Genomic DNA, 19,873 nt, shown 5'->3' with positions numbered 1-19,873 from the left:
GGATTSCCRGCCAGCGGCCGGCACTACCCCTTAGTTGGGCGACACCAGCTTCAGGCCGATCACGCCGGCCACGATCAGGCCCACGCAGGCCAGGCGGGCCGGCGAGGCGCTGTCGTTGAACAGGTAGATGCCCAGCACCGCCACGCCCAGGGCGCCGATGCCGGTCCAGATCGCATAGGCCGTACCGACCGGGATGCTCTTCATCGCCTGGCTCATCAGGTACAGGCTGATCAGTGCGGACACCACCGTGGCAACGGTGGGCAGGGGTTTGCTGAAGCCTTCGGAGTACTTCATTCCAAGCGCGAAACCGATCTCGAACAGACCGGCCAGCAACAGGTAGATCCAGGGCATGGGTGGGGGCTCCTTACCTTTTTTGACAAAAACGAAACGGCCCGGTGTTTTCACACCGGGCCGTGGGTCGGTACATCACCGTGGAACTATACCGCTTGCGCAACACAGGTTCCACGGGGCGGGTCGTCCCGCCTGGGTGGCGATGCCTGTGGGCATCGCGCATGAGGCTTACTCGGACAGGTTGCGTCCGTGGAACAGCTCTTCGATCTCGCGCTTGAGCAGCGCTTCGATCTTCATGCGTTCCTTGAACGACAGGTTCTTGGCCTTTTCCTCGAACAGGTACTGGTCCAGATCGAAGTCCTTCAGGTGCATCTTCGTGTGGAAGATGTTTTCCTGGTAGACGTTGACGTCGAACATCTCGTAACGCGACTTGATGTTCTTGGCCAGGAAGTTCTGGATCGAGTTGATCTTGTGGTCGATGAAGTGCTTCTTGCCCTTCACATCGCGGGTGAAGCCACGGACACGGTAGTCCATGATCACGATGTCCGACTCAAGGCTCTCGATCAGGTAGTTCAGGGCCTTCAGCGGCGAAATGACGCCACAGGTGGCCACGTCGATGTCCGCACGGAACGTCGCGATACCTTCCTGCGGATGGGTTTCCGGGTAGGTATGGACGGTGATGTGGCTCTTGTCCATGTGCGCGACCACGGCATCGGAGATCAGCTCCTTGCCAGCCAGCTTCTTGTCGATCACCGGTTCTTCGGAGATCAGGATGGTCACCGAGGCACCCTGCGGGTCGTAGTCCTGGCGGGCCACGTTCAGGATGTTGGCGCCGATGATCTCGGCGACATCGGTCAAGATTTGAGTCAGCCTGTCGGCGTTGTACTCTTCATCGATGTATTCAATGTAACGCTGACGCTCCTCTTCGGTGCGCGCGTAACACACGTCATAGATGTTGAAGCTCAGCGCCTTGGTGAGGTTGTTGAAACCCTGCAGCCTCAGGCGAGGCAACGGCTTGACCACGGCGGTCGATTCCTGTGTAAGAAGGGAAAGGGGGAATTATGGGGCAAACCGCCCCCGGGGGGAACGTGAAGATCGCTCACATCTGGCACACTGTTTGCCCTTAACAATTGCGCTGGTTAAGCTCCGTTATCGACCCCGTGAATCCGTTCATGCGCAGAGGGAGCGCTCCTATCGTGTCAACCGTGCGCCTAGCTAGCAGTCCACTGGCCCTGGATATCGCCACAATCGATCGTTTCCTGGCGCACAGCCACAGGCGGCGATACCCCACCCGTACCGACGTCTTCCGACCCGGTGACCCGGCGGGAACCCTGTATTACGTCATCAGCGGCTCGGTTTCGATCATGGCCGAGGAAGATGACGACCGCGAACTGGTACTGGGCTACTTCGGTGCTGGCGAGTTCGTCGGCGAGATGGGCCTGTTCGTTGAATCGGACCGCCGCGAGGTGATCCTGAGGACCCGTACCGCCTGCGAGCTGGCCGAAATCAGCTACGAGCGCCTGCATCAGCTGTTCCTCGGCCCGCTGTCGGCCGATGCCCCACGCCTGCTGTACGCGCTGGGCCAGCAGATCTCCAAGCGCCTGCTCGACACCAGCCGCAAGGCCAGCCGCCTGGCATTCCTGGACGTTACCGACCGGATCGTGCGCACTCTGCACGACCTGGCCCAGGAGCCGGAGGCCATGAGCCACCCGCAGGGCAGCCAGCTGCGCGTCTCGCGCCAGGAACTGGCCCGCCTGGTCGGCTGCTCGCGCGAGATGGCCGGCCGCGTGCTGAAGAAGCTGCAGACCGACGGCCTGTTGCATGCTCGAGGCAAGACCGTGGTGCTGTACGGCACCCGTTGATCGCCGGTGGGTGCGGACCTTGGTCCGCACTCCTTCGCGCGCTAGGCTCGGTGCATGGAACTGAGCAGCGAATTCTGGTGGTTCATCCTCATCGGCCTGGGCGCACAGCTGGTGGATGGCGCTTTGGGCATGGCCTTCGGCCTGGTGTCCTCCTCGGTGATGCTGAGCATGGGCCTGCCCCCGGCACAGGTCAGCGCCAGCATCCACACCGCGGAAGTGTTCACCACCGGAGCGTCCGGGGTGTCGCATCTGGCTGCCGGTAATGTCGATAAACGCCTGTTCCTGCGCCTTGCCCTGCCCGGCGCGGTAGGCGGTGCTGTGGGTGCCTACGTGCTCACCCAGATCCCTGGCGAGATCATCCGCCCACTGATCTACCTGTACCTGCTGGTGCTGGCGATCATCATCCTGGCCCGCGCCGCGGGACGCTGGATGCCCAAGGGCGAGATCCGCCGGGTCCCGGTGCTGGGCTTCTTCGCCGGCCTGCTCGATGCCAGCGGCGGTGGCGGCTGGGGCCCGGTGGCCACCTCCACCCTGCTCGCCCGTGGTGGCCAGGCACGCACCACCATCGGCACGGTCAATGCCGCCGAGTTCATCGTCACCCTGACCATCTCGGCCACGTTCCTGCTGTCGATGGGCGTGCAGCACCTGCAGATCGTCGCCGGCCTGCTGATTGGCGGCATGATGGCCGCGCCGGTGGCGGCCATCCTGGTCAAGCGGGTGAAGGAGCGCTGGGTACTGGTGGCCGTCGGCGTGCTGGTGCTGGGCATCAGTCTGTTCCAGATCGGGCACGCGGTGTACGGGCACCTGTACCGCTGAAGCATCCCCTGTAGAGCCGAGCCATGCTCGGCTGATGGCGCACGTATACCGCAACGAAGTGCAGCCGAGCATGGCTCGGCTCTACAACAGGCCCGGATCAGGCCTTGTCGCCACCGCGGTCCACGCAGCCCCAGTTGAGGATGCGGGTGCCGGCCGGCAGCACGCTGCGGAAGAAATCCACCTTGGAGCGCTTCGGGTTCACCACCACCGGCGCCTTGGCAGCCAGCAGCAGCGGCAGGTCGGCCGTGCTGTCCGAGTAGGCGATGTCGATCTGCCCATAGCCGCGCTCACGCAGCATGCGCATCTTCTCTTCGTTGTGGCAGTGGCGCGTCGGGCCGACGCCGCCCAGTCGCGGGCCGACCTCGGTGCCGATCACCGGTACGTCCTGATGGGCGACAAAGGCCAGGATCGCACGTGCCAGCTCCGGCGGCGCCCCGGTGGCGACCACCACGCGGTCGCCCTTGGCGCGATGCGCCGCAAAGACCTCCAGCGCCTGCGGCAGCAGCTTGGCGCGCATCTGCGCCTCATTGCGCAGCACATAGGCGTCGATGACTTTGTTGAAATCGCGCGCACGGTGCAGGCCGAAACTGCCGATCCACACATAGACCGAAATACCGGCACGACGGGTCGGCAGCAGCGCCACCATCGGCCCGGCGATCGGCGTGACCAGCAGCGCCGCCAGCATCCGCAACGGGTTGCGCTTGATCAGCGAGGCGAACAGATGGGTGCCCGAATCGCCGTCGTAGAGGGTGTGGTCGAAATCGAAGACCACCAGCGGCGCATCGTCGCGCGGCGTCGGATAGTGCGTTTTCATGCCGCGAAGAATAGCTGACGCAGGCCCTCGCCCGGCTCTTCCACGCGCATGAAGGCCTCGCCGACCAGGAACGCATGGATGCCGGCATCGCGCATCAGCGCCACGTCCTGCGGGCCCAAGATGCCGCTCTCGGTCACCAGCAGACGGTCGCGCGGCACCGCCTTCTGCATGTCCAGGGTCGTCTGCAGCGAGACCTCGAAGGTGCGCAGGTTGCGGTTGTTGATGCCGATCATCGGCGCCGGCACCTGCAGTGCACGCTCCAGTTCGTCGATGTCGTGCACTTCCACCAGTACGTCCATGCCCAGCGACAGCGCCAGTTCGGACAGGGTGGCCAGCTGGGTGTCGTCCAGCGCGGCGACGATCAGCAGGATGCAGTCGGCGCCCAGCACGCGCGCTTCATACACCTGGTAGGCGTCGATCACGAAGTCCTTGCGCAGCACCGGCAGCGTGCAGGCCTCGCGGGCCTGCTGCAGGTAGGCGTCGGCGCCCTGGAAGAAGTCCACGTCGGTCAGCACCGACAGGCAGCTGGCGCCGCCGAACTCGTAGCTGACCGCGATGTCGGCCGGGCGGAAATCCGGGCGGATCACGCCCTTGGAGGGGCTGGCCTTCTTCACCTCGGCAATCACCGCGGGGTCGCCGTTGGCCACCGCCGCCTGCAGCGCGCGCACGAAGCCACGTACCGGCGGGGCGCTGGCCAGCGCGGCCTGCAGCGCCTCCAGCGGGCGCTGGGCGCGGCGCTGGGCCACTTCTTCGGCCTTGCGGGCCAGGATCGTCTGCAGGATGTCGCTCATCGTCGTCGGTTCGGTGCGGGGGCGGTGAGGACGGCCATTATCGGCCATCGAGGGGATCAGGCTGAACCGCGCGCTCAGGCAACCAGCGCGCGGGTGGTCTCAACATACTGCTGCAGGCGCTGGCGGGCGCTGCCATTGGCGATGGCGGCACGCGCACGGGCCAGGCCGTCGCCGATGTCGCTGGCCACGCCGGCCACGTACAGGGCCGCACCGGCGTTCAGAGCAACGATGTCCAGCGCCGGGCCGGGTTCGTTGTCCAGCACCGCGCGCAGCATGGCGATGGACTGCTCCGGCCCGTCCACGCGCAGGTTGCGGCTGGCCGACATGGCAATACCGAAGTCTTCGGGATGGATCTCGTACTCGCGCACCTTGCCGTCGCGCAACTCGCCGACCAGCGTGCCGGCACCCAGCGAGATCTCGTCCATGTTGTCGCGGCCCCAGACCACCATGGCACGCTCGGTGCCCAGCTCGCGCAGCACGCGTGCCTGGATACCGACCAGATCGGGATGGAACACGCCCATCAGCACCGCCGGCGCGCTGGCCGGGTTGGTCAATGGGCCGAGGATGTTGAAGATGGTGCGCACGCCCATTTCGCGGCGAACCGGTGCAACGACCTTCATCGACGGATGGTGGATCGGCGCGAACATGAAGCCGATGCCGGTCCGGTCAATGGCCGCTGCCACCTGATCCGGCTGCAGTTCAATCACCGCGCCCAGCGCTTCCAGCGCATCGGCACTGCCGGACTTGGACGACACGCTGCGGTTGCCATGCTTGGCCACGCGCGCACCGGCGGCGGCGGCCACGAACATCGAACAGGTGGAGATGTTGAAGGTGTGCGAGCCATCGCCACCGGTGCCGACGATATCAACCAGGTTGGAGGTATCGGCCACCGGCACTGGCCGGGCGAATTCACGCATCACGGTGGCCGCCGCGGCGATCTCGTCCACGGTCTCCTTCTTCACGCGCAACCCGGTGAGGATGGCGGCGGTCATCATCGGCGAGACATCGCCGCGCATGATCTGGCGCATCAGGTCGACCATTTCGTCGAAGAAGATTTCGCGGTGTTCGATGGTGCGATGCAAGGCTTCCTGGGGGGAGAAGCTCATGGGAATGCTCCTTGGATCAGGCCGCCGGGCGCTGCAGGAAATTGCGCAGCAGGGCGTGGCCGTGTTCGGTGAGGATGGATTCGGGATGGAACTGCACACCTTCCACCGGGAACTGGCGGTGGCGCAGGCCCATGATCTCTTCGATCGAGCCGTCGTCGTTCTCGGTCCAGGCGGTCACTTCCAGGCAGTCCGGCAGACTGTTCTTGTCCACCACCAGCGAGTGGTAGCGGGTGGCCTGGTAGCGGTCCGGCAGGCCGGCGAACACGCCCTTGCCTTCATGGCGGATGGGCGAGGTCTTGCCGTGCATGATGTTGCCGGCGCGGATGACCGTGCCGCCGTAGACCTGGCCGATGCCCTGGTGGCCCAGGCACACGCCGAGGATCGGCGTGGTCGGGCCCAGGCGCTGGATCAGTTCCAGCGACACGCCCGCTTCGTTGGGCGTGCATGGGCCGGGCGAAATGACAATGCGTTCGGGTTTCTGCGCGGCGATCTCGTCCACGCTCATCGCATCGTTGCGCACCACCTTCACTTCGGCGCCCAGCGTCTGCAGGTACTGCACGAGGTTGTAGGTGAAGCTGTCGTAGTTGTCGATCATCCACAACATGGTCAGGTTCCGTCGCTTATCAGGAAAATGGCGTACACGTTTTCGGCGTAGGTGATGGGGCCGGCTTCGATCGACTCCGGCGCCATGGGTGCGGGCGCTGCAGCGCTGCCGGTCAGGACGATATCGGTGAGGCGCGCCTCTGGCACACCGCTCACGTCATCCTCGACCGGCTGCGGCCATCGGCCGGCCTGGATGCCATAGGCGAAGTCCGGGGCAACGTCGGAGATGCTGTACAGGCCGCGCAGCTGGGTGCCGTAGGCCTTGGCCAGCCCCTTCGCGGACTCGCGGGTCTTCGCTGCCGCCTCACCCTTCAGTTCGCGGCGCAGCGCCACTTCGCCCGAGTAGGTCGGGGCGACACTGCTGACCTGCAGGTGCTCATTGGCCTTCAGTGCACCCAGCGTTGCCTGCATGGCCTGCACGCTGGCGAAGCTCGCACGCAGCTGGCGCGCCACGCGGGTACCGATGAAAACCTGCTTGCCATTGTCATAGCGATGGGCTGGACCGATCCGCAGGTTGTCGGCACGCACGCTGCCGTCCACCGCCTTGTTCTGCTTGAACACCGCCAGCACGCGGGCAACGTTGTCCTGCACGCGGCGGCGCGCGGCGTCGGCATCCATGTCGGTCTCTTCGATGTTCAACTGCAGGCCGAACCGGTCCGGCATCACCACGCGGCGCGCCTCGCCCTTCACCAGCAGGTGCGGCTGCGAGGGAATGGTATTTGCCTGCGCCAATGCGGAGGGGGCCATCGTGGCCAGCAGTGACGACCACAGCAATGCGCTCAGCAGCTTCATGCAGTACTCCTTGTCTTGAACGGGAACAGCGGAACGACCACGGCGCGGTGGCCGTGGCGAGGCAGGCTTACAGGCCCTTGGCGGCCTGGGCGACGGCGCGGAACAGCGCACGGCCCTTGTTCATCGTCTCGTCCCATTCCTTGTCCGGGTCCGAGTCGTAGACGATGCCGGCGCCGGCCTGCACATACAGGCGCCCATCCTTGATCACCGCGGTGCGGATCGCGATCGCGGTATCGGCATCGCCATGCCAACCGATGTAGCCGATGCTGCCGGCGTAGACATTGCGCTTGATCGGTTCCAGCTCGCGGATCACTTCCAGCGCGCGGATCTTCGGCGCACCACTGACCGTGCCGGCCGGGAAGGTGGCGCGCAGCACGTCGGCATAGCTCAGGCCCGGCTGCAGCTGCCCGGTCACTTCGCTGACGATGTGCATGACGTGGCTGTAGCGTTCGATCACGAACTGCTCGCCCACTTCCACGGTGCCGGCCTTCGAGACGCGGCCGGCATCGTTGCGGCCGAGGTCGATCAGCATCAGGTGCTCCGCGCGCTCCTTCGGATCGGCCAGCAGCTCGGCTTCCAGCGCCAGGTCCTGCTCGACGGTGGCGCCGCGCGGGCGGGTGCCGGCGATCGGGCGCACGGTGACTTCGCCGTCCTGCAGACGCACCAGGATCTCCGGCGACGAGCCGACCACCTGCAGGTCGCCGACATCGAGGAAATACATGTACGGCGACGGATTCAATGCGCGCAGCGCACGGTACACATCCACCGGGCGCGCCTTGAACGGCACGCTCAGGCGCTGGCTCAGCACCACCTGGAAGATGTCACCGGCGCGGATGTATTCCTTGCTGCGCTGGACCGCATCGACGAAGCCTTCGCGGGTGAAACCGGAGACGAAATCGGATTCATCCAGCACGTCGCTGTTGAGCGGAGCGGGATAACCGGCACCCGGTGCACGCAGCTTGGCGGTCAGCGCATCCAGGCGCGCCTGCGCCTGCTCGAACGCGCCCTTGACGCGCGGGTCGGCGTGCACGATCAGGTACAGGCGGCCCTTGAGATTGTCGAACACCGCCAGCTCGTTGGAATCCAGCAGCAGGATGTCCGGGGTGCCCAGCTCATCGCGGCCCGCTGGCGGGGCCAGGCGTGGCTCGATGTAGCCGATGCACTCGAATCCGAACCAGCCGACCAGGCCACCGGTGAAGCCCGGCAGGCCTTCCAGCTTGGGCACCGAGTGGGCGCTGCGCAGCGCCTCGACCTCGGCGAACGGGTCGGCCACCTCGCGGGTGTCCACCACCTGGCCGTCCTCGCGCACGGTCAACGTGTGGCCGTGGAAGGCATACACGCGACGTGCCGGCAGGCCGATGATCGAGTAGCGACCAAAGCGCTCGCCACCTTCGACGGATTCAAACAGGTAGGTATTGGGGCCGTCGGCGAGCTTCAGATAGACCGAAAGCGGCGTGTCCAGGTCGGACAGCACTTCGCGGACAACGGGGATATGGGTGTGGCCTTCAGCGGCCTGCAGCTGAAACTGAGCGTGCGAATTCAAGACGACTTTCCTTCCGGGACACAGCGTTATGGGGGCGGACGACGGCAACGGGCCACCATCGCCACCAACGGCGTGCGGAAGAAAGGGTATGCGGGGTCGTCAGGCTGGACACCCCTTGACTGTATCGCAGGATCGGCGGGAGGGAAACCCTGTGAACCTGAACCACGGCAAGCGCCGGGCCGGCGGCGGGGCCGGTGATGGGGACCGCGGCGGCGATCGGCGCGGAAACCGGTAGAGTCGACTGTTAGTCGACTGCTCTTCCATCAGTTGCCGGAAATGCCCGCGCTACGCGCGCTAGTCGACTAACAGTCGACTCTACCCAGTCGACGCTACCCCTGCCCGCCCAGCAGCGGGCAACCGTCCGGCAGATGCATGCGCACCCGGCCTGCCACGCACTCGATGCGGAACTGGCGGGCCTGCACCGGCTCGCCGTCCAGGTTGAGGGTCAACGAACGCTGCGATTCGATCTGCAGCCACGGCAGGCGCGCACGCGTGGCCAGCTGCTCCAGCGCGGCCTGGGTACCGGACTTCAGCATCTGGCCAAGGGTGGCGGTGACTTCGCCTTCCAGCTCGGGAAGCACCGTCACATCCAGCAGCCCATCATCGATCAGTGCCTGCGGACACAGCTGCTGGCCACCACCGGCCTGGCGACCGTTGCCGATGCCCAGCGCGATGAAGTCACCTTCCCAGGCGAAGTCCGGCCCCGACAGGCGTGCGTTGATCGGCTCGATGCGCCCCAGTTTTGCGATGCCGGTGATCACATAGGCCAGCCCGCCCAGCATCTTCTTCAGGCCGGCATCGGTCTCAACGGTGACCTGCGTACCGAAACCACCGCTTGCGAGATTGGCGCACCACCACGGCGTTCCATCGGCGTCCACACGCAGCAGATCGATCGACCGTGCCGGCACATGGCCGATCAGCGCGAAAGCCTCCTTCGGCTCGCTCGGAATGCCAGCGGCCGTAGCGAAATCGTTGGCGGTCCCCATCGGGATCAGCGCCAGCGAGGGCAGTACATCTGCCGGTTCATCACGATGCGCCAGTGTCTCGGCCACCGCGCTGAGCGTGCCGTCGCCACCGGCGGCAACGATCACATCCACGCCATGATCGATCGCCTCGGCCACGTAGCGCTCAGCATCGCCGTCTTCCCAGGTCACCCGCACCTCCAGCTGCACGCCCTGCCCGCGCCAGTGGCCAACGGCCTCACGCAGGTCATCGTTGCCTGCGGATTTGCCGTTGAGGATCAGGCGCCAGCGCGGGGTGGTCATGCGGTGCTTCCGTGAAGGGGTTGCACAGGCTAGCAACGTGCTGTTTGCCCGCGGTGAATGTCACGCAGGTGTCATTCAGCTGCTGGAGAATGGAAGGCCATAGCAGGGACGACGGATGGAGGCAGGATCAGCCTCCCACGCATGCAGCGAGGCCACGCCAGTGATTGGCGTGGCCTTTTTTTGTGCACGGGGATCGTGCGAACCAAGGTTCGCACCCACCGGGTTGGGTTTGCCCCACCACACGCCTCACCCGTTGGCGAAATCGTGCAGCGCCTGGCCCTGCAACCTGTACACCGTCCATTCGTCCTGCGGCTTCGCGCCGGCGGCGGTGTAGAACTCGATGGCCGGGGTGTTCCAGTCCAGCACCGACCATTCGAAGCGACCGCAGCCTTCGGCCACGGCCTGGCGCGCGATGTACTTCAGCAGTGCCTTGCCGGCGCCGCCGCCGCGCTTTTCCGGGCTGACGTACAGATCTTCCAGGTAGATGCCCTTGCGGCCAAGCCAGGTGGAATAGTTGTAGAAGTACACCGCATAGCCGATGGCTTCGCCGTCGGCTTCGCAGATCAGCGCGCGTGCGGTCGCATCGGCGCCGAACAGGCTCTCGGCAATGCCGATCTCGTCGGTCTGAACCGCGTGCTCGGCCTTCTCGTAGATGGCCAGTTCGCGGATGAAATGCAGGATCAGGCCAGCATCGGCCACGGTGGCCGGACGGATGTTCAACAGTGCCATGCGCAGATAAAGGGGACGGGGGGAATCAAACGAGACTAATCCCCTCCGTCCCTTTTTGTCAGCGGGCGGCGGCAACGTTGGCGCGCATCTGCGCGATCACGTCCTGGTAGCTGGTCCTGGCGTTGAAGATGGCCGAACCGGCAACGAAGGTGTCGGCGCCGGCGGCGGCGATCTCACCAATGTTGTCGGCCTTCACGCCACCGTCGATCTCCAGGCGGATGTCCTTGCCGCTGGCATCGATCTTCTGGCGCACCACGCGCAGCTTGTCCAGCGCCGAGGGAATGAACGCCTGGCCGCCGAAGCCCGGGTTGACCGACATCAGCAGCACCAGGTCCAGGTCGTCCAGCACCCAGTCCAGGATGTCCACCGGGGTGGCCGGGTTCAGCACGATGCCCGGCTTGCAGCCCAACGAGCGGATCAGCTGGATGGTGCGGTGCACGTGGCGGCTCGCTTCCGGGTGGAAGCTGATGTAGGTGGCACCGGCCTCGGCGAAATCGGGAATGATGCGGTCCACCGGCTCGACCATCAGGTGCACGTCGATCGGCGCGGTGACGCCGTGCTTGCGCAGCGCCTGGCAGACCATCGGGCCGATGGTCAGGTTCGGCACGTAGTGGTTGTCCATCACATCGAAATGGACCCAGTCGGCGCCAGCGGCGAGGACGTTGTCGACTTCCTCGCCGAGGCGGGCGAAGTTGGCGGACAGGATGGACGGAGCGATGAGGCAGTTGGGCATGGCCGGGCCTTGCAACGAGGGGAAAGAGGGTCAGCGCTTGCGCAGGGTCTTGATGCGGTCGTAGGCGGCATTGATCCGCCGCGACTTCTGCTCGGCCTGCTGCTGCAGCTCGGGAGCGGCGCCACCAAGCTTGTCGGGGTGGTACTGCGAGATCAGCTTGCGATAGGCGCGCTCGACCTCGGCATCGGTGGCTTCGGAGGTCAGCCCCAGCTCCCGGTACGGGTTCTCCTTGTTCAGGCGGAACCAGTCCGAATCGAAGGCATGGCCGATCAACAGGCCGATCACCGCGCCGAACAGCGGATTGGGCCGGAACAGCAGGGCACCGGCGATGAATCCGAGCAGTTTTCCGTACCAGCGCATGGCGCTCCGGGGTCGACCGACGAAATGGACGCTCATTTTACGTCACAGCGGGCCCGGACGGCTTTACACTAGGCCGCCCGCTGGTCAGCGGGCCCGCCGGGTCCGCTGGGCAGCCGTATCGACAACGCCCCAGGAGTGCCCGTGCCAACCACGCTGTTGCAATCCGATCTCCCCGGCCTGCCCTTGCGCCATCGCGGCAAGGTGCGTGATGTGTTCGATATCCCGCGCGAGCGGCTGCCTGCAGGGACCCCGCCGGGCGACTACCTGCTGATGGTGGCTACCGATCGCCTGTCGGCGTTCGACGTGGTGCTGCCCGACCCGATCCCGGGCAAGGGCGAGATGCTCTGCCAGGTGTCCAACTTCTGGTTCGCCAAGACCGCGCACCTGATGCCCAACCACCTGACCGGCATCGACGTGGCCAGCGTGCTGCCCGAAGGCGTGGACCCCGCCCTGTATGCCAAGCGCGCGGTGGTCACCCGCAAGCTGAAGCCGGTGCCGGTGGAAGCGATCGCCCGCGGCTACCTGATCGGCAGCGGCTGGAAGGACTACCAGCGCACCGGCAAGGTCAGCGGCATCGACCTGCCCGACGGCCTGCGCCAGGCCGAGCAGCTGCCCGAGCCGATCTTCACCCCTTCGACCAAGGCCGCCGTCGGCGACCATGACGAGAACATCGATTTCGATGCGATGGTGAAGCAGGTGGGTGCGGACCTGGCCGAGCGCGTGCGCGATGCCACGCTGCGCATCTACAAGTTCGCCGCCGACTACGCCCGCGAGCGCGGCATCATCCTGGCCGATACCAAGTTCGAGTTCGGTACCGACGCCGATGGCCGCCTGTACATCATGGACGAGATGCTGACGCCGGATTCCTCGCGTTACTGGCCGGCCGACGAGTACGAAGTGGGCACCAGCCCGCCGAGCTACGACAAGCAGTTCGTGCGCGATTACCTGGAGACGCTGGACTGGGGCAAGACCGCCCCGGGCCCGACCATCCCGGCCGAGATCATCGAGCGCACCCGCGCCAAGTACGCCGAGGCGCTGCAGCGCCTGGCCGGGATCAGCGTCGACTGATCCACCTGCGCCCCCGGCCGGAAAGGCTGGGGGCGTCTTGAAGGCGGCGACAGACGTCGGGAAGCATCGGCTGGGATGGAAACTGCTGGAATGCGGTGGACTGGGTAGAGTCGACTGTTGGTCGACTGCTCTTCGTTCCGACGGCGAAAATCCCCGCGCTGCGCGCGTTAGTCGACTAACAGTCGACTCTACCCGGCCGGTCCCCGCCGGTCCGCCCACCCAGTCAGTCCCACCCAGTCAGTCCCAGCCGGTCGGCCCCAGCCGTCGCCCCCCCCCATTCGACGCGCCCTCACCGCCTGGCCCCGGCGGAGTATGCTGGCCGCATGCAGACATCCACCGAGCTTGCGCGGCCGATCGACCGCTACTTCGCCAGCTATTCCGACGACCACCGCAATGTGATCAACCAGCGCATCCATGTGGTGGCGGTACCGGCGATCCTGTGGTCGGTGGTGGCCCTGCTGTGGTGCCTGCCGCCGCTGATCACCTGGTTCCAGTACGGCATCTGGTCGGCGTTCGCGATGTTCAGCGCCTGGTGCTTCTACAACAAGCTGTCGCGCCCGCTGGGCATCGGCATGCTCATCCAGTTCTTCGTGTTCGGCTGCCTGTGCCGCCTGCTCGAGGCCGAAATCGGCCTGCACAACCTGTTCTGGCTGGCGGTGGGCGTGTTCGTGGTGGCCTGGATCGCGCAGTTCATCGGCCACAAGTTCGAGGGCCGCAAACCCAGCTTCCTGACCGACCTGACCTACCTGACCTACCTGCTGATCGGGCCGGCCTGGGTGATGGCCAAGTTCTACCGCAAGCTCGACTGGCGCTACTGACGTGCTGGTGGCCGACGGCGGCCACCGTTTCCTGAACGGGCAGATTCCGTCACCCGCACTCCACGACGGCCCTGCCAGCCTGCACCGGTGATCCGTTCCCCACCTCCCGCCCGTCGACGGCAGCCCCTGTGCGACAGGGCCTGCGGTCTCCCTGCGTGGGCGTAGGGTGTCCCCGAGGGCAACCGGGGAGGGACTGCTGGAACGTGATGCTGCGCCGCAGAAAAAATGAATCAGCGAACGTTACATGCAATTGATCGCTGTTCGATGGGTTTCGGCGACATTTCGCAGCCTGTTATCCTCCCTGACCTGCTCGTGAATCATGGATTCCCTGCATGCTCCCCAGCCTGCCCCTGCTGCTGGCCCTGCCGTTCCTGATGGCAGCGGCTGTTGCGGCCTTCCCCCGTAGTTCGCGCTCGACTGCTGCCTGGCTGGCGGCGCTGGCGCCGTTGGGCGGGCTGGCCATCCTCGGCTGGCTCACCCCCTCCGTGCTCGATGGCCAGGTGGTCCGCACCCTGGTGCCCTGGCTGCCGCAGATCGGGCTGGACTTCACCCTGCGCCTGGACGGGCTGGCCTGGATGTTCGCCGGGCTGGTGCTGGGCATCGGTGCGCTGGTGGTGCTGTACGCACGCTACTACCTGAGCCAGCAGGACAACGCGCACCGCTTCTACTGCTACCTGCTGCTGTTCATGGGCGCCATGCTGGGCATGGTGCTGTCGGGCAACCTGCTGCTGATGATGATCTTCTGGGAAATGACCAGCATCAGCTCGTTCCTGCTGATCGGCTTCTGGTCGCACCGCCAGGACGCCCGCGAAGGCGCGCGCATGGCGCTGGTGATCACCGGTGGCGGCGGCCTGGCGCTGCTTGGTGGCGTGCTGCTGATCGGCCGCATCGTCGGCAGCTTCGACCTGGACGTGGTGCTGGCCGCCGGCGAGCAGATCCGCGCCAGTGCGCTGTACCCGTATGCGCTGTTCCTGGTGCTGGCCGGCATCTTCACCAAGAGTGCGCAGTTCCCGTTCCACTTCTGGCTACCGCATGCGATGGCGGCGCCCACCCCGGTCTCGGCCTACCTGCACTCGGCCACCATGGTGAAGGCCGGCGTGTTCCTGCTGGCGCGCCTGCACCCGGCGCTGGCCGGCAGCGATCTGTTCTTCTATACGGTCAGCGGCATCGGCGCGCTGACCCTGCTGATCGGCGCCTGGAACGCAATCTTCCAGCACGACCTGAAAGGCCTGCTGGCCTATTCGACGATCTCGCACCTGGGCCTGATCACCCTGCTGTTCGGCCTGTCCACGCCGATGGCGGTGGTGGCCGGCGTGTTCCACATCCTCAACCACGCCACCTTCAAGGCCTCGCTGTTCATGGCCGCCGGCATCATCGACCACGAGACCGGCACCCGCGACATGCGCAAGCTGGGTGGCCTGCGCAAGCTGATGCCGTTCACCAGCGCGCTGGCGATCATCGCCTCGCTGGCGATGGCCGGCATTCCGCTGCTCAACGGCTTCCTGTCCAAGGAAATGCTGTTCGCCGAGGCACTGACCGCCGGTGGCGGCCCGGGCGCGATGCGCACGGCGGTGTCGATCGCCGCGCTGCTGGCTGGCGTGTTCGGCGTGGCCTACAGCCTGCGCTTCGTGCACGACACTTTCTTCGGCCCCGGCCCGCACGATCTGGACCGCGTGCCGCACGAGCCGCCGCGCTGGATGAAGGTGCCGGTGGAACTGCTGGTGGTGATCTGCATCGCGGTGGGCGTGGCCCCGGCACTGACGGTGGCGCCGGTGCTGCATGCCGCCGCGGCGTCGATCCTCGGCACCGCCATGCCCGAATACAGCTTGGCGGTCTGGCACGGCTTCAACCTGCCGCTGGCGATGAGCGCGATCGGCGTGGTCGGCGGCGTTGCGCTGTACTTCGGCCTGCGCAAGCTGATCAACCTGCACGGCGTGGAAACCCGCGCCACCGGCCGCAACGTCTTCCACGCGCAGCTGGATGCGATTTCCGCGCTGGCCATGCGCCTGACCAACGGCATCGCCAATGGCAGCCTGCAGCGCATGCTGCTGGGCCTGGTGCTGGTGGCGATCGTGGTTGCCGCCGCGCCGTTCGTCGCCAATCCGGCCTCGCCGAACTGGACCGCGCCGCAGCCGATGCCGCTGCTGGGCTGGGCGTTGTGGCTGGTGATGATGGCCTGCGCAGTGGCCACCCTGCGCGTCTACAAGCAGCGCCTGCTGGCGGTGCTGCTGGTCGGCGGCGTCGGCCTGATGGTGGCGCTGACCTTCGTGTTCCTGTCCGCGCCCGACCTGGCGCTGACCCAGCTGCTGGTGGAGATGGTCACCCTGGTACTGATGCTGCTGGGCATGAACTACCTGCCCGCGCAGTCCGGGCCGGAGCGGCCGCGCTGGCGCAAGCGCCGTGACGCGGTGATCGCGATCATCGCCGGCGCCGGCCTCGGTGCGCTGGCCTATTCGGCGATGACGCTGCCGCCGAACACCATGGCCGGCGAGCTGCTCGCCCGCGCCCTGCCCGAGGCCTACGGCCAGAACGTGGTCAACGTGATCCTGGTCGACTTCCGCGGCTTCGATACCTTCGGCGAGATCACCGTGTTCGGTATCGCCGCGCTGGTGGTGCACGCACTGCTGCGCCGCACGCGGATGGCACCGGAGCAGATCATGCCCGGCCCGCCGATCAAGCTGCCGGTGCCGGCCGACCTGGCGCAGATCATGTTCCCGCTGACCCTGACCGTGTCGATCTTCCTGTTCCTGCGCGGCCACAACGCGCCGGGTGGCGGCTTCATCGCCGGCCTGGTGCTGGCGGTGCCGCTGCTGATCCAGTACGTGATCCAGGGCACTGCGTCGGTGGAATCGCGCTTCGGCTTCGACTACATCCGCTGCATCGGCATGGGCCTGCTGATCGCCATCCTCAGCGGTTCTGCGTCGATGCTGTTCGGCGTGCCGTTCCTGACAAGCGGGCATCTCGACCTGCACCTGCCGCTGATCGGCGACGTGCCACTGGCCAGCGCGATCGGTTTCGACATCGGCGTCTACCTGGTGGTGTTCGGCGGCGCCATGCTGATGCTGTCGATGATGGGCACGATCAAGCCCTCGCGTACCCGCACCGCCCGCAAGGGCGAGATCGACCTGCAACGCCGTTCGGCCCGCACCGGGGAGATGCACTGATGGAACTGGCCCTGGCTACCGCGATCGGCGTGCTGACCGCCATCGGCATCTACCTGCTGCTGCGTGCGCGCAGCTTCGATGTGATCCTCGGCATGACCTTCCTGTCCTACGCCACCAATCTGCTGATCTTCGCCGGTGGCCGCGTGGTGCTGGGCAAGGCGCCCGTGCTGCAGGAAGGCGTGGACAGCCACCTCGGCAACTACACCGACCCGTTGCCGCAGGCGCTGGTACTGACCGCGATCGTGATCGCGTTTGCGATGACCGCGGTCAGCATCGTGCTGGCCATGCGCAGCCGCAGCGACAACCACAGCGACCACGTGGACGCCCACGAGCCCGACGACGACCTGCAGGATGAGAGCGTGCCGCCGCGCCAGGGCGAGGACCGCGCATGAACCATCTGGTGATCCTGCCGATCCTGATTCCGCTGCTGGGTGCTGCGCTGTCGCTGTTCATCGAACACCGTCGCTACGGCCCGAGGGTGCAGCGCGCGGTGGCCTGGACCGCGCTGTCGGCGCTGGCGCTGGCGGTGGGCCTGCTGTTCGCCAGCACGGCCAGCGGTGACATCAACGTCTACCTGCTGGGTGACTGGCCGTCGCGGCTGGGCATCGCGCTGGTGGCCGACCGGCTGTCGGCGTGGATGCTGCTGACCACCCTGCTGCTGGCCATTCCCTGCCTGCTGCACGCCTGCTCGGGCTGGGACCGCCGCGCACCGCACTTCCATGCACTGTTCCAGTTCCAGCTGGTCGGCCTGAATGGTGCATTCCTGACCGGCGACATCTTCAACCTGTTCGTGTTCTTCGAGGTGATGCTGATCGCCTCCTACGGCCTGCTGCTCAGCGGTGGCCGCGGCCTGCGCATGCGCATCGGCCTGCACTACGTGGTGTTCAACGTCACCGCCTCGACCCTGTTCCTGATCGCGCTGGGCCTGCTGTACGCCTCGCTGGGCTCGTTGAACATGGCCGAGCTGTCGCAGCGCATCGCCGAGGTACCACCGGCGCAGCTGACGCTGGTAAAGGCCACGATGGGCCTGTTGCTGCTGGTGTTCTGCGCCAAGGCCGCACTGATGCCGCTGTACCTGTGGCTGCCGGAAGCCTATTCGCGTGCACCGGCGGCAGTGGCTGCGCTGTTCGCGATCATGACCAAGGTCGGCCTGTACTCGGTGCTGCGCATCCAGATGCTCTGGTTCGGCGATGACGCGGGCGCGATGGCCGGCTATGGCCGCGACTGGCTGCTGTGGGCCGGCGTTGCGACACTGGTGCTGGGCGGCCTTGGCGCGCTGGCCGCGACCCGCCTGCGCGTGCTGATCTCGTACCTGGTGATCGTCTCGGCGGCCACGCTGTTCATCGCCTTCTCGGTCGGCACCCCGCAGGTGCTCTCGGCCGGCCTGTATTACCTGCCGCACAGCAGCTTCGTCGCCGCCGCGCTGTTCCTCATTGCCGATCTGATCCGTCGCCGCCGCGGCGGCGCCAGCGATCGCAAGGAAGTGGTGGCGCCGATGCCGGGCAAGGAAACACCCGCGGTGCTGTTCCTGATCGGTGCGGTATCGGTGGCCGGCCTGCCGCCGCTCTCCGGCTTCCTGGCCAAGGCCGCGCTGCTGGCCGGCATGCCGGCGCAGTACACCGGCCCGGTCTGGACCGCGGTGCTGGTCAGCAGCCTGCTGGTGATCATGGGCCTGACCCGCGGCGGCATCCGCCTGTTCTGGCGCGTGCCGCCTGTCGAGGCCGATGCACCGAAGCCGCGCAAGGCACGCCTGCGCCGGGTCGAGTTGTACGCCGCCTGCATCCTGCTGGGCTACGGCATCGGCATGACCCTGGCCGCCGCCCCGCTGATGCGCTACACCGATGCCACCGCTGCACAGCTGCTGCACCCCAGCGAGTACGTGCAGCAGCTGCGCGCGACCACGCCGGAGATCCGCCAGCCATGACCGCCCAGCGCTCCCTGTTCCGCCGCGTCATTCCCTCGCCGATGCTCAGCATCATGGTGGTGGCGTTCTGGCTGCTGATGTCCGACAGCTTCACCCTCGGCCAGATCGTGCTGGGACTGGTGCTGGGCGTGGTGGTGCCCCTGTTCGCCGCACGCCTGGACCGCGAATTCGCCCGCATCGGCACGCTGCGGCCGCTGCCCAAGCTGCTGTGCGTGACCCTGTGGGACATCCTGATGTCCAACATCCGCGTCGCCATCCAGGTGCTGGGCCCGGAGAAGAACATCCACCCCGGTTTCATCTGGCTGCCGCTGGACATCGCCAACATCCACGGCATCGCCGCGCTGACCAGCATGATCACCCTGACCCCGGGCACGGTCTCGGCCGCGCTCAGCGACGACCGCAAGTACCTGCTGGTGCACGTGCTGCACCTGGAGGACCCGCAGGACCTGATCGATACGATCAAGCGCCGTTACGAGGCGCCGTTGATGGAGATCTTCCCATGACCGGTTTTGAAGTCATCCAGACCACCCTGGTGGTGTGCATGCACGTGGTCGGCCTGGCGATGCTGCTGGCCACCTGGCGCCTGCTGCGCGGGCCGACCGTGCCCGACCGCATCCTCGCGCTGGACACCCTGTCGGTGACCGCGATCGCCGAACTGATGCTGTTCGGCATGTACCTCAACTCGCCGATCTATTTCGAGGCGGCGCTGATCATCGCCATGCTCGGCTTCGGCAGCACCGTGGTGCTGAGCAAGTTCGTGCTGCGCCGGGACATCGTCGAATGATCACCGCGATCCAGATCGGCCTGTCGGTCCTGCTGCTGTTCGGCTGCTTCTTCATCCTGGTCGGCGCACTGGGCCTGGTGAAGCTGTCCACCTTCTTCAAGCGCCTGCACGCACCGACCAAGGCCAGCACGCTGGGCGTGGGCTGCGTGCTGGTGTGCTCGGTCTGCTACCACATCTTCCTCGGCCAGGACCCGCAGCCGCGCGAGCTGCTGATTACCGTATTCCTGTTCATCACCGCACCGATCAGCGCGCACATGATGGCCAAGGCCGCACTGTCGCTGCTGATGGAAACCCGCCCCAGCCTGCCCGGCAACGAGCCGGCCGCCGAAGAGCAGCTGCCGCCGCCGGAACCGGTGCGCGAGGAAGAGGGTTCGCAGAGCCGGTAAATCCGGTAGAGGCCGACCTTGGTC

22 protein-coding genes are annotated in these 19,873 nt (G+C 66.3%); 10 read left to right on the top strand and 12 right to left on the bottom strand.

Annotation, left to right across the window (positions count from 1 at the left end):
• Nucleotides 1-30: 30 nt before the first annotated feature.
• The gene (locus D7Y61_RS20450) at nucleotides 31-351 is read right to left on the bottom strand and encodes a DMT family transporter (protein WP_057497538.1); all 321 of its coding nucleotides are present in this window, start codon (nucleotides 349-351) and stop codon (nucleotides 31-33) included.
• 168 nt (nucleotides 352-519) lie between these two features.
• Nucleotides 520-1,314, bottom strand: a complete 795-nt coding sequence (gene speD / locus D7Y61_RS20445) for an adenosylmethionine decarboxylase (protein ID WP_005411315.1) — start codon at nucleotides 1,312-1,314, stop codon at nucleotides 520-522.
• Between the two features lie 149 nt (nucleotides 1,315-1,463).
• Here speD and crp point away from each other — a divergent pair, with 149 nt between their 5' ends.
• Complete coding sequence (gene crp / locus D7Y61_RS20440) at nucleotides 1,464-2,153, top strand: cAMP-activated global transcriptional regulator CRP (RefSeq protein WP_010482649.1); 690 nt, start codon at nucleotides 1,464-1,466, stop codon at nucleotides 2,151-2,153.
• Between the two features lie 54 nt (nucleotides 2,154-2,207).
• Entirely contained in the window at nucleotides 2,208-2,969 is a 762-nt protein-coding gene (locus D7Y61_RS20435) for a sulfite exporter TauE/SafE family protein (protein WP_180868947.1), read from the top strand.
• A gap of 97 nt (nucleotides 2,970-3,066) precedes the next feature.
• On the opposite strand, the gene D7Y61_RS20430 is transcribed toward D7Y61_RS20435, so the two are convergent.
• The 10 genes from D7Y61_RS20430 to D7Y61_RS20385 form a co-directional block, all read right to left on the bottom strand.
• The gene (locus D7Y61_RS20430; protein WP_180868945.1) at nucleotides 3,067-3,783 is read right to left on the bottom strand and encodes a haloacid dehalogenase-like hydrolase; all 717 of its coding nucleotides are present in this window, start codon (nucleotides 3,781-3,783) and stop codon (nucleotides 3,067-3,069) included.
• A complete protein-coding gene (gene trpC, locus D7Y61_RS20425) occupies nucleotides 3,780-4,574 on the bottom strand; it encodes an indole-3-glycerol phosphate synthase TrpC (RefSeq protein WP_108747535.1) in 795 nt (264 codons plus the stop codon). Before trpC ends, D7Y61_RS20430 begins: the two co-directional genes overlap by 4 nt.
• A gap of 74 nt (nucleotides 4,575-4,648) precedes the next feature.
• The gene (gene trpD / locus D7Y61_RS20420; protein ID WP_180868944.1) at nucleotides 4,649-5,680 is read right to left on the bottom strand and encodes an anthranilate phosphoribosyltransferase; all 1,032 of its coding nucleotides are present in this window, start codon (nucleotides 5,678-5,680) and stop codon (nucleotides 4,649-4,651) included.
• A 16-nt stretch (nucleotides 5,681-5,696) separates the two neighbouring features.
• Nucleotides 5,697-6,284: an anthranilate synthase component II gene (locus D7Y61_RS20415; protein ID WP_014648668.1), complete on the bottom strand. Its 588-nt coding sequence runs from the start codon at nucleotides 6,282-6,284 to the stop codon at nucleotides 5,697-5,699.
• Between the two features lie 2 nt (nucleotides 6,285-6,286).
• The gene (locus D7Y61_RS20410; RefSeq protein ID WP_180868942.1) at nucleotides 6,287-7,075 is read right to left on the bottom strand and encodes an SIMPL domain-containing protein; all 789 of its coding nucleotides are present in this window, start codon (nucleotides 7,073-7,075) and stop codon (nucleotides 6,287-6,289) included.
• 67 nt (nucleotides 7,076-7,142) lie between these two features.
• Nucleotides 7,143-8,618 carry an anthranilate synthase component I gene (gene trpE, locus D7Y61_RS20405; RefSeq protein WP_180868940.1) on the bottom strand — a complete coding sequence of 492 codons (1,476 nt, stop codon included), beginning with the start codon at nucleotides 8,616-8,618 and terminating at the stop codon, nucleotides 7,143-7,145.
• A 329-nt stretch (nucleotides 8,619-8,947) separates the two neighbouring features.
• Entirely contained in the window at nucleotides 8,948-9,883 is a 936-nt protein-coding gene (gene yegS, locus D7Y61_RS20400) for a lipid kinase YegS (RefSeq protein ID WP_180868938.1), read from the bottom strand.
• Between the two features lie 246 nt (nucleotides 9,884-10,129).
• Complete coding sequence (locus tag D7Y61_RS20395) at nucleotides 10,130-10,612, bottom strand: GNAT family N-acetyltransferase (protein WP_180868937.1); 483 nt, start codon at nucleotides 10,610-10,612, stop codon at nucleotides 10,130-10,132.
• A gap of 58 nt (nucleotides 10,613-10,670) precedes the next feature.
• The gene (rpe, locus tag D7Y61_RS20390; RefSeq protein ID WP_180868935.1) at nucleotides 10,671-11,345 is read right to left on the bottom strand and encodes a ribulose-phosphate 3-epimerase; all 675 of its coding nucleotides are present in this window, start codon (nucleotides 11,343-11,345) and stop codon (nucleotides 10,671-10,673) included.
• A 30-nt stretch (nucleotides 11,346-11,375) separates the two neighbouring features.
• Nucleotides 11,376-11,705 carry a J domain-containing protein gene (locus D7Y61_RS20385; protein WP_006399039.1) on the bottom strand — a complete coding sequence of 110 codons (330 nt, stop codon included), beginning with the start codon at nucleotides 11,703-11,705 and terminating at the stop codon, nucleotides 11,376-11,378.
• 141 nt (nucleotides 11,706-11,846) lie between these two features.
• Between D7Y61_RS20385 and D7Y61_RS20380 the strand changes: the two genes are divergently transcribed.
• The 8 genes from D7Y61_RS20380 to D7Y61_RS20345 all read left to right on the top strand — a co-directional run bounded on the left by D7Y61_RS20380 (nucleotide 11,847) and on the right by D7Y61_RS20345 (nucleotide 19,849).
• Nucleotides 11,847-12,773 carry a phosphoribosylaminoimidazolesuccinocarboxamide synthase gene (locus D7Y61_RS20380; protein ID WP_029379835.1) on the top strand — a complete coding sequence of 309 codons (927 nt, stop codon included), beginning with the start codon at nucleotides 11,847-11,849 and terminating at the stop codon, nucleotides 12,771-12,773.
• Nucleotides 12,774-13,096: 323 nt separating this feature from the next.
• Nucleotides 13,097-13,591 carry a DUF962 domain-containing protein gene (locus D7Y61_RS20375; protein WP_180868933.1) on the top strand — a complete coding sequence of 165 codons (495 nt, stop codon included), beginning with the start codon at nucleotides 13,097-13,099 and terminating at the stop codon, nucleotides 13,589-13,591.
• A gap of 332 nt (nucleotides 13,592-13,923) precedes the next feature.
• Entirely contained in the window at nucleotides 13,924-16,755 is a 2,832-nt protein-coding gene (locus D7Y61_RS20370; RefSeq protein ID WP_180868932.1) for a monovalent cation/H+ antiporter subunit A, read from the top strand.
• The gene (locus D7Y61_RS20365) at nucleotides 16,755-17,147 is read left to right on the top strand and encodes a Na+/H+ antiporter subunit C (protein ID WP_049428077.1); all 393 of its coding nucleotides are present in this window, start codon (nucleotides 16,755-16,757) and stop codon (nucleotides 17,145-17,147) included. Before D7Y61_RS20370 ends, D7Y61_RS20365 begins: the two co-directional genes overlap by 1 nt.
• Nucleotides 17,144-18,679 (top strand): monovalent cation/H+ antiporter subunit D, encoded by a 1,536-nt coding sequence (locus D7Y61_RS20360; protein WP_180868930.1) that lies wholly within the window; start codon nucleotides 17,144-17,146, stop codon nucleotides 18,677-18,679. Before D7Y61_RS20365 ends, D7Y61_RS20360 begins: the two co-directional genes overlap by 4 nt.
• Complete coding sequence (locus D7Y61_RS20355) at nucleotides 18,676-19,182, top strand: Na+/H+ antiporter subunit E (RefSeq protein ID WP_049435698.1); 507 nt, start codon at nucleotides 18,676-18,678, stop codon at nucleotides 19,180-19,182. Before D7Y61_RS20360 ends, D7Y61_RS20355 begins: the two co-directional genes overlap by 4 nt.
• The gene (locus D7Y61_RS20350) at nucleotides 19,179-19,463 is read left to right on the top strand and encodes a K+/H+ antiporter subunit F (protein WP_005411334.1); all 285 of its coding nucleotides are present in this window, start codon (nucleotides 19,179-19,181) and stop codon (nucleotides 19,461-19,463) included. Before D7Y61_RS20355 ends, D7Y61_RS20350 begins: the two co-directional genes overlap by 4 nt.
• Nucleotides 19,460-19,849: a Na+/H+ antiporter subunit G gene (locus tag D7Y61_RS20345; protein ID WP_180868929.1), complete on the top strand. Its 390-nt coding sequence runs from the start codon at nucleotides 19,460-19,462 to the stop codon at nucleotides 19,847-19,849. Before D7Y61_RS20350 ends, D7Y61_RS20345 begins: the two co-directional genes overlap by 4 nt.
• Nucleotides 19,850-19,873: the final 24 nt, after the last annotated feature.

The sequence above is a fragment of the Stenotrophomonas maltophilia genome, from assembly GCF_013464485.1.
Classification (GTDB): domain Bacteria; phylum Pseudomonadota; class Gammaproteobacteria; order Xanthomonadales; family Xanthomonadaceae; genus Stenotrophomonas; species Stenotrophomonas maltophilia_AW.
This window is presented reverse-complemented; position numbering and strand designations above follow the sequence as displayed.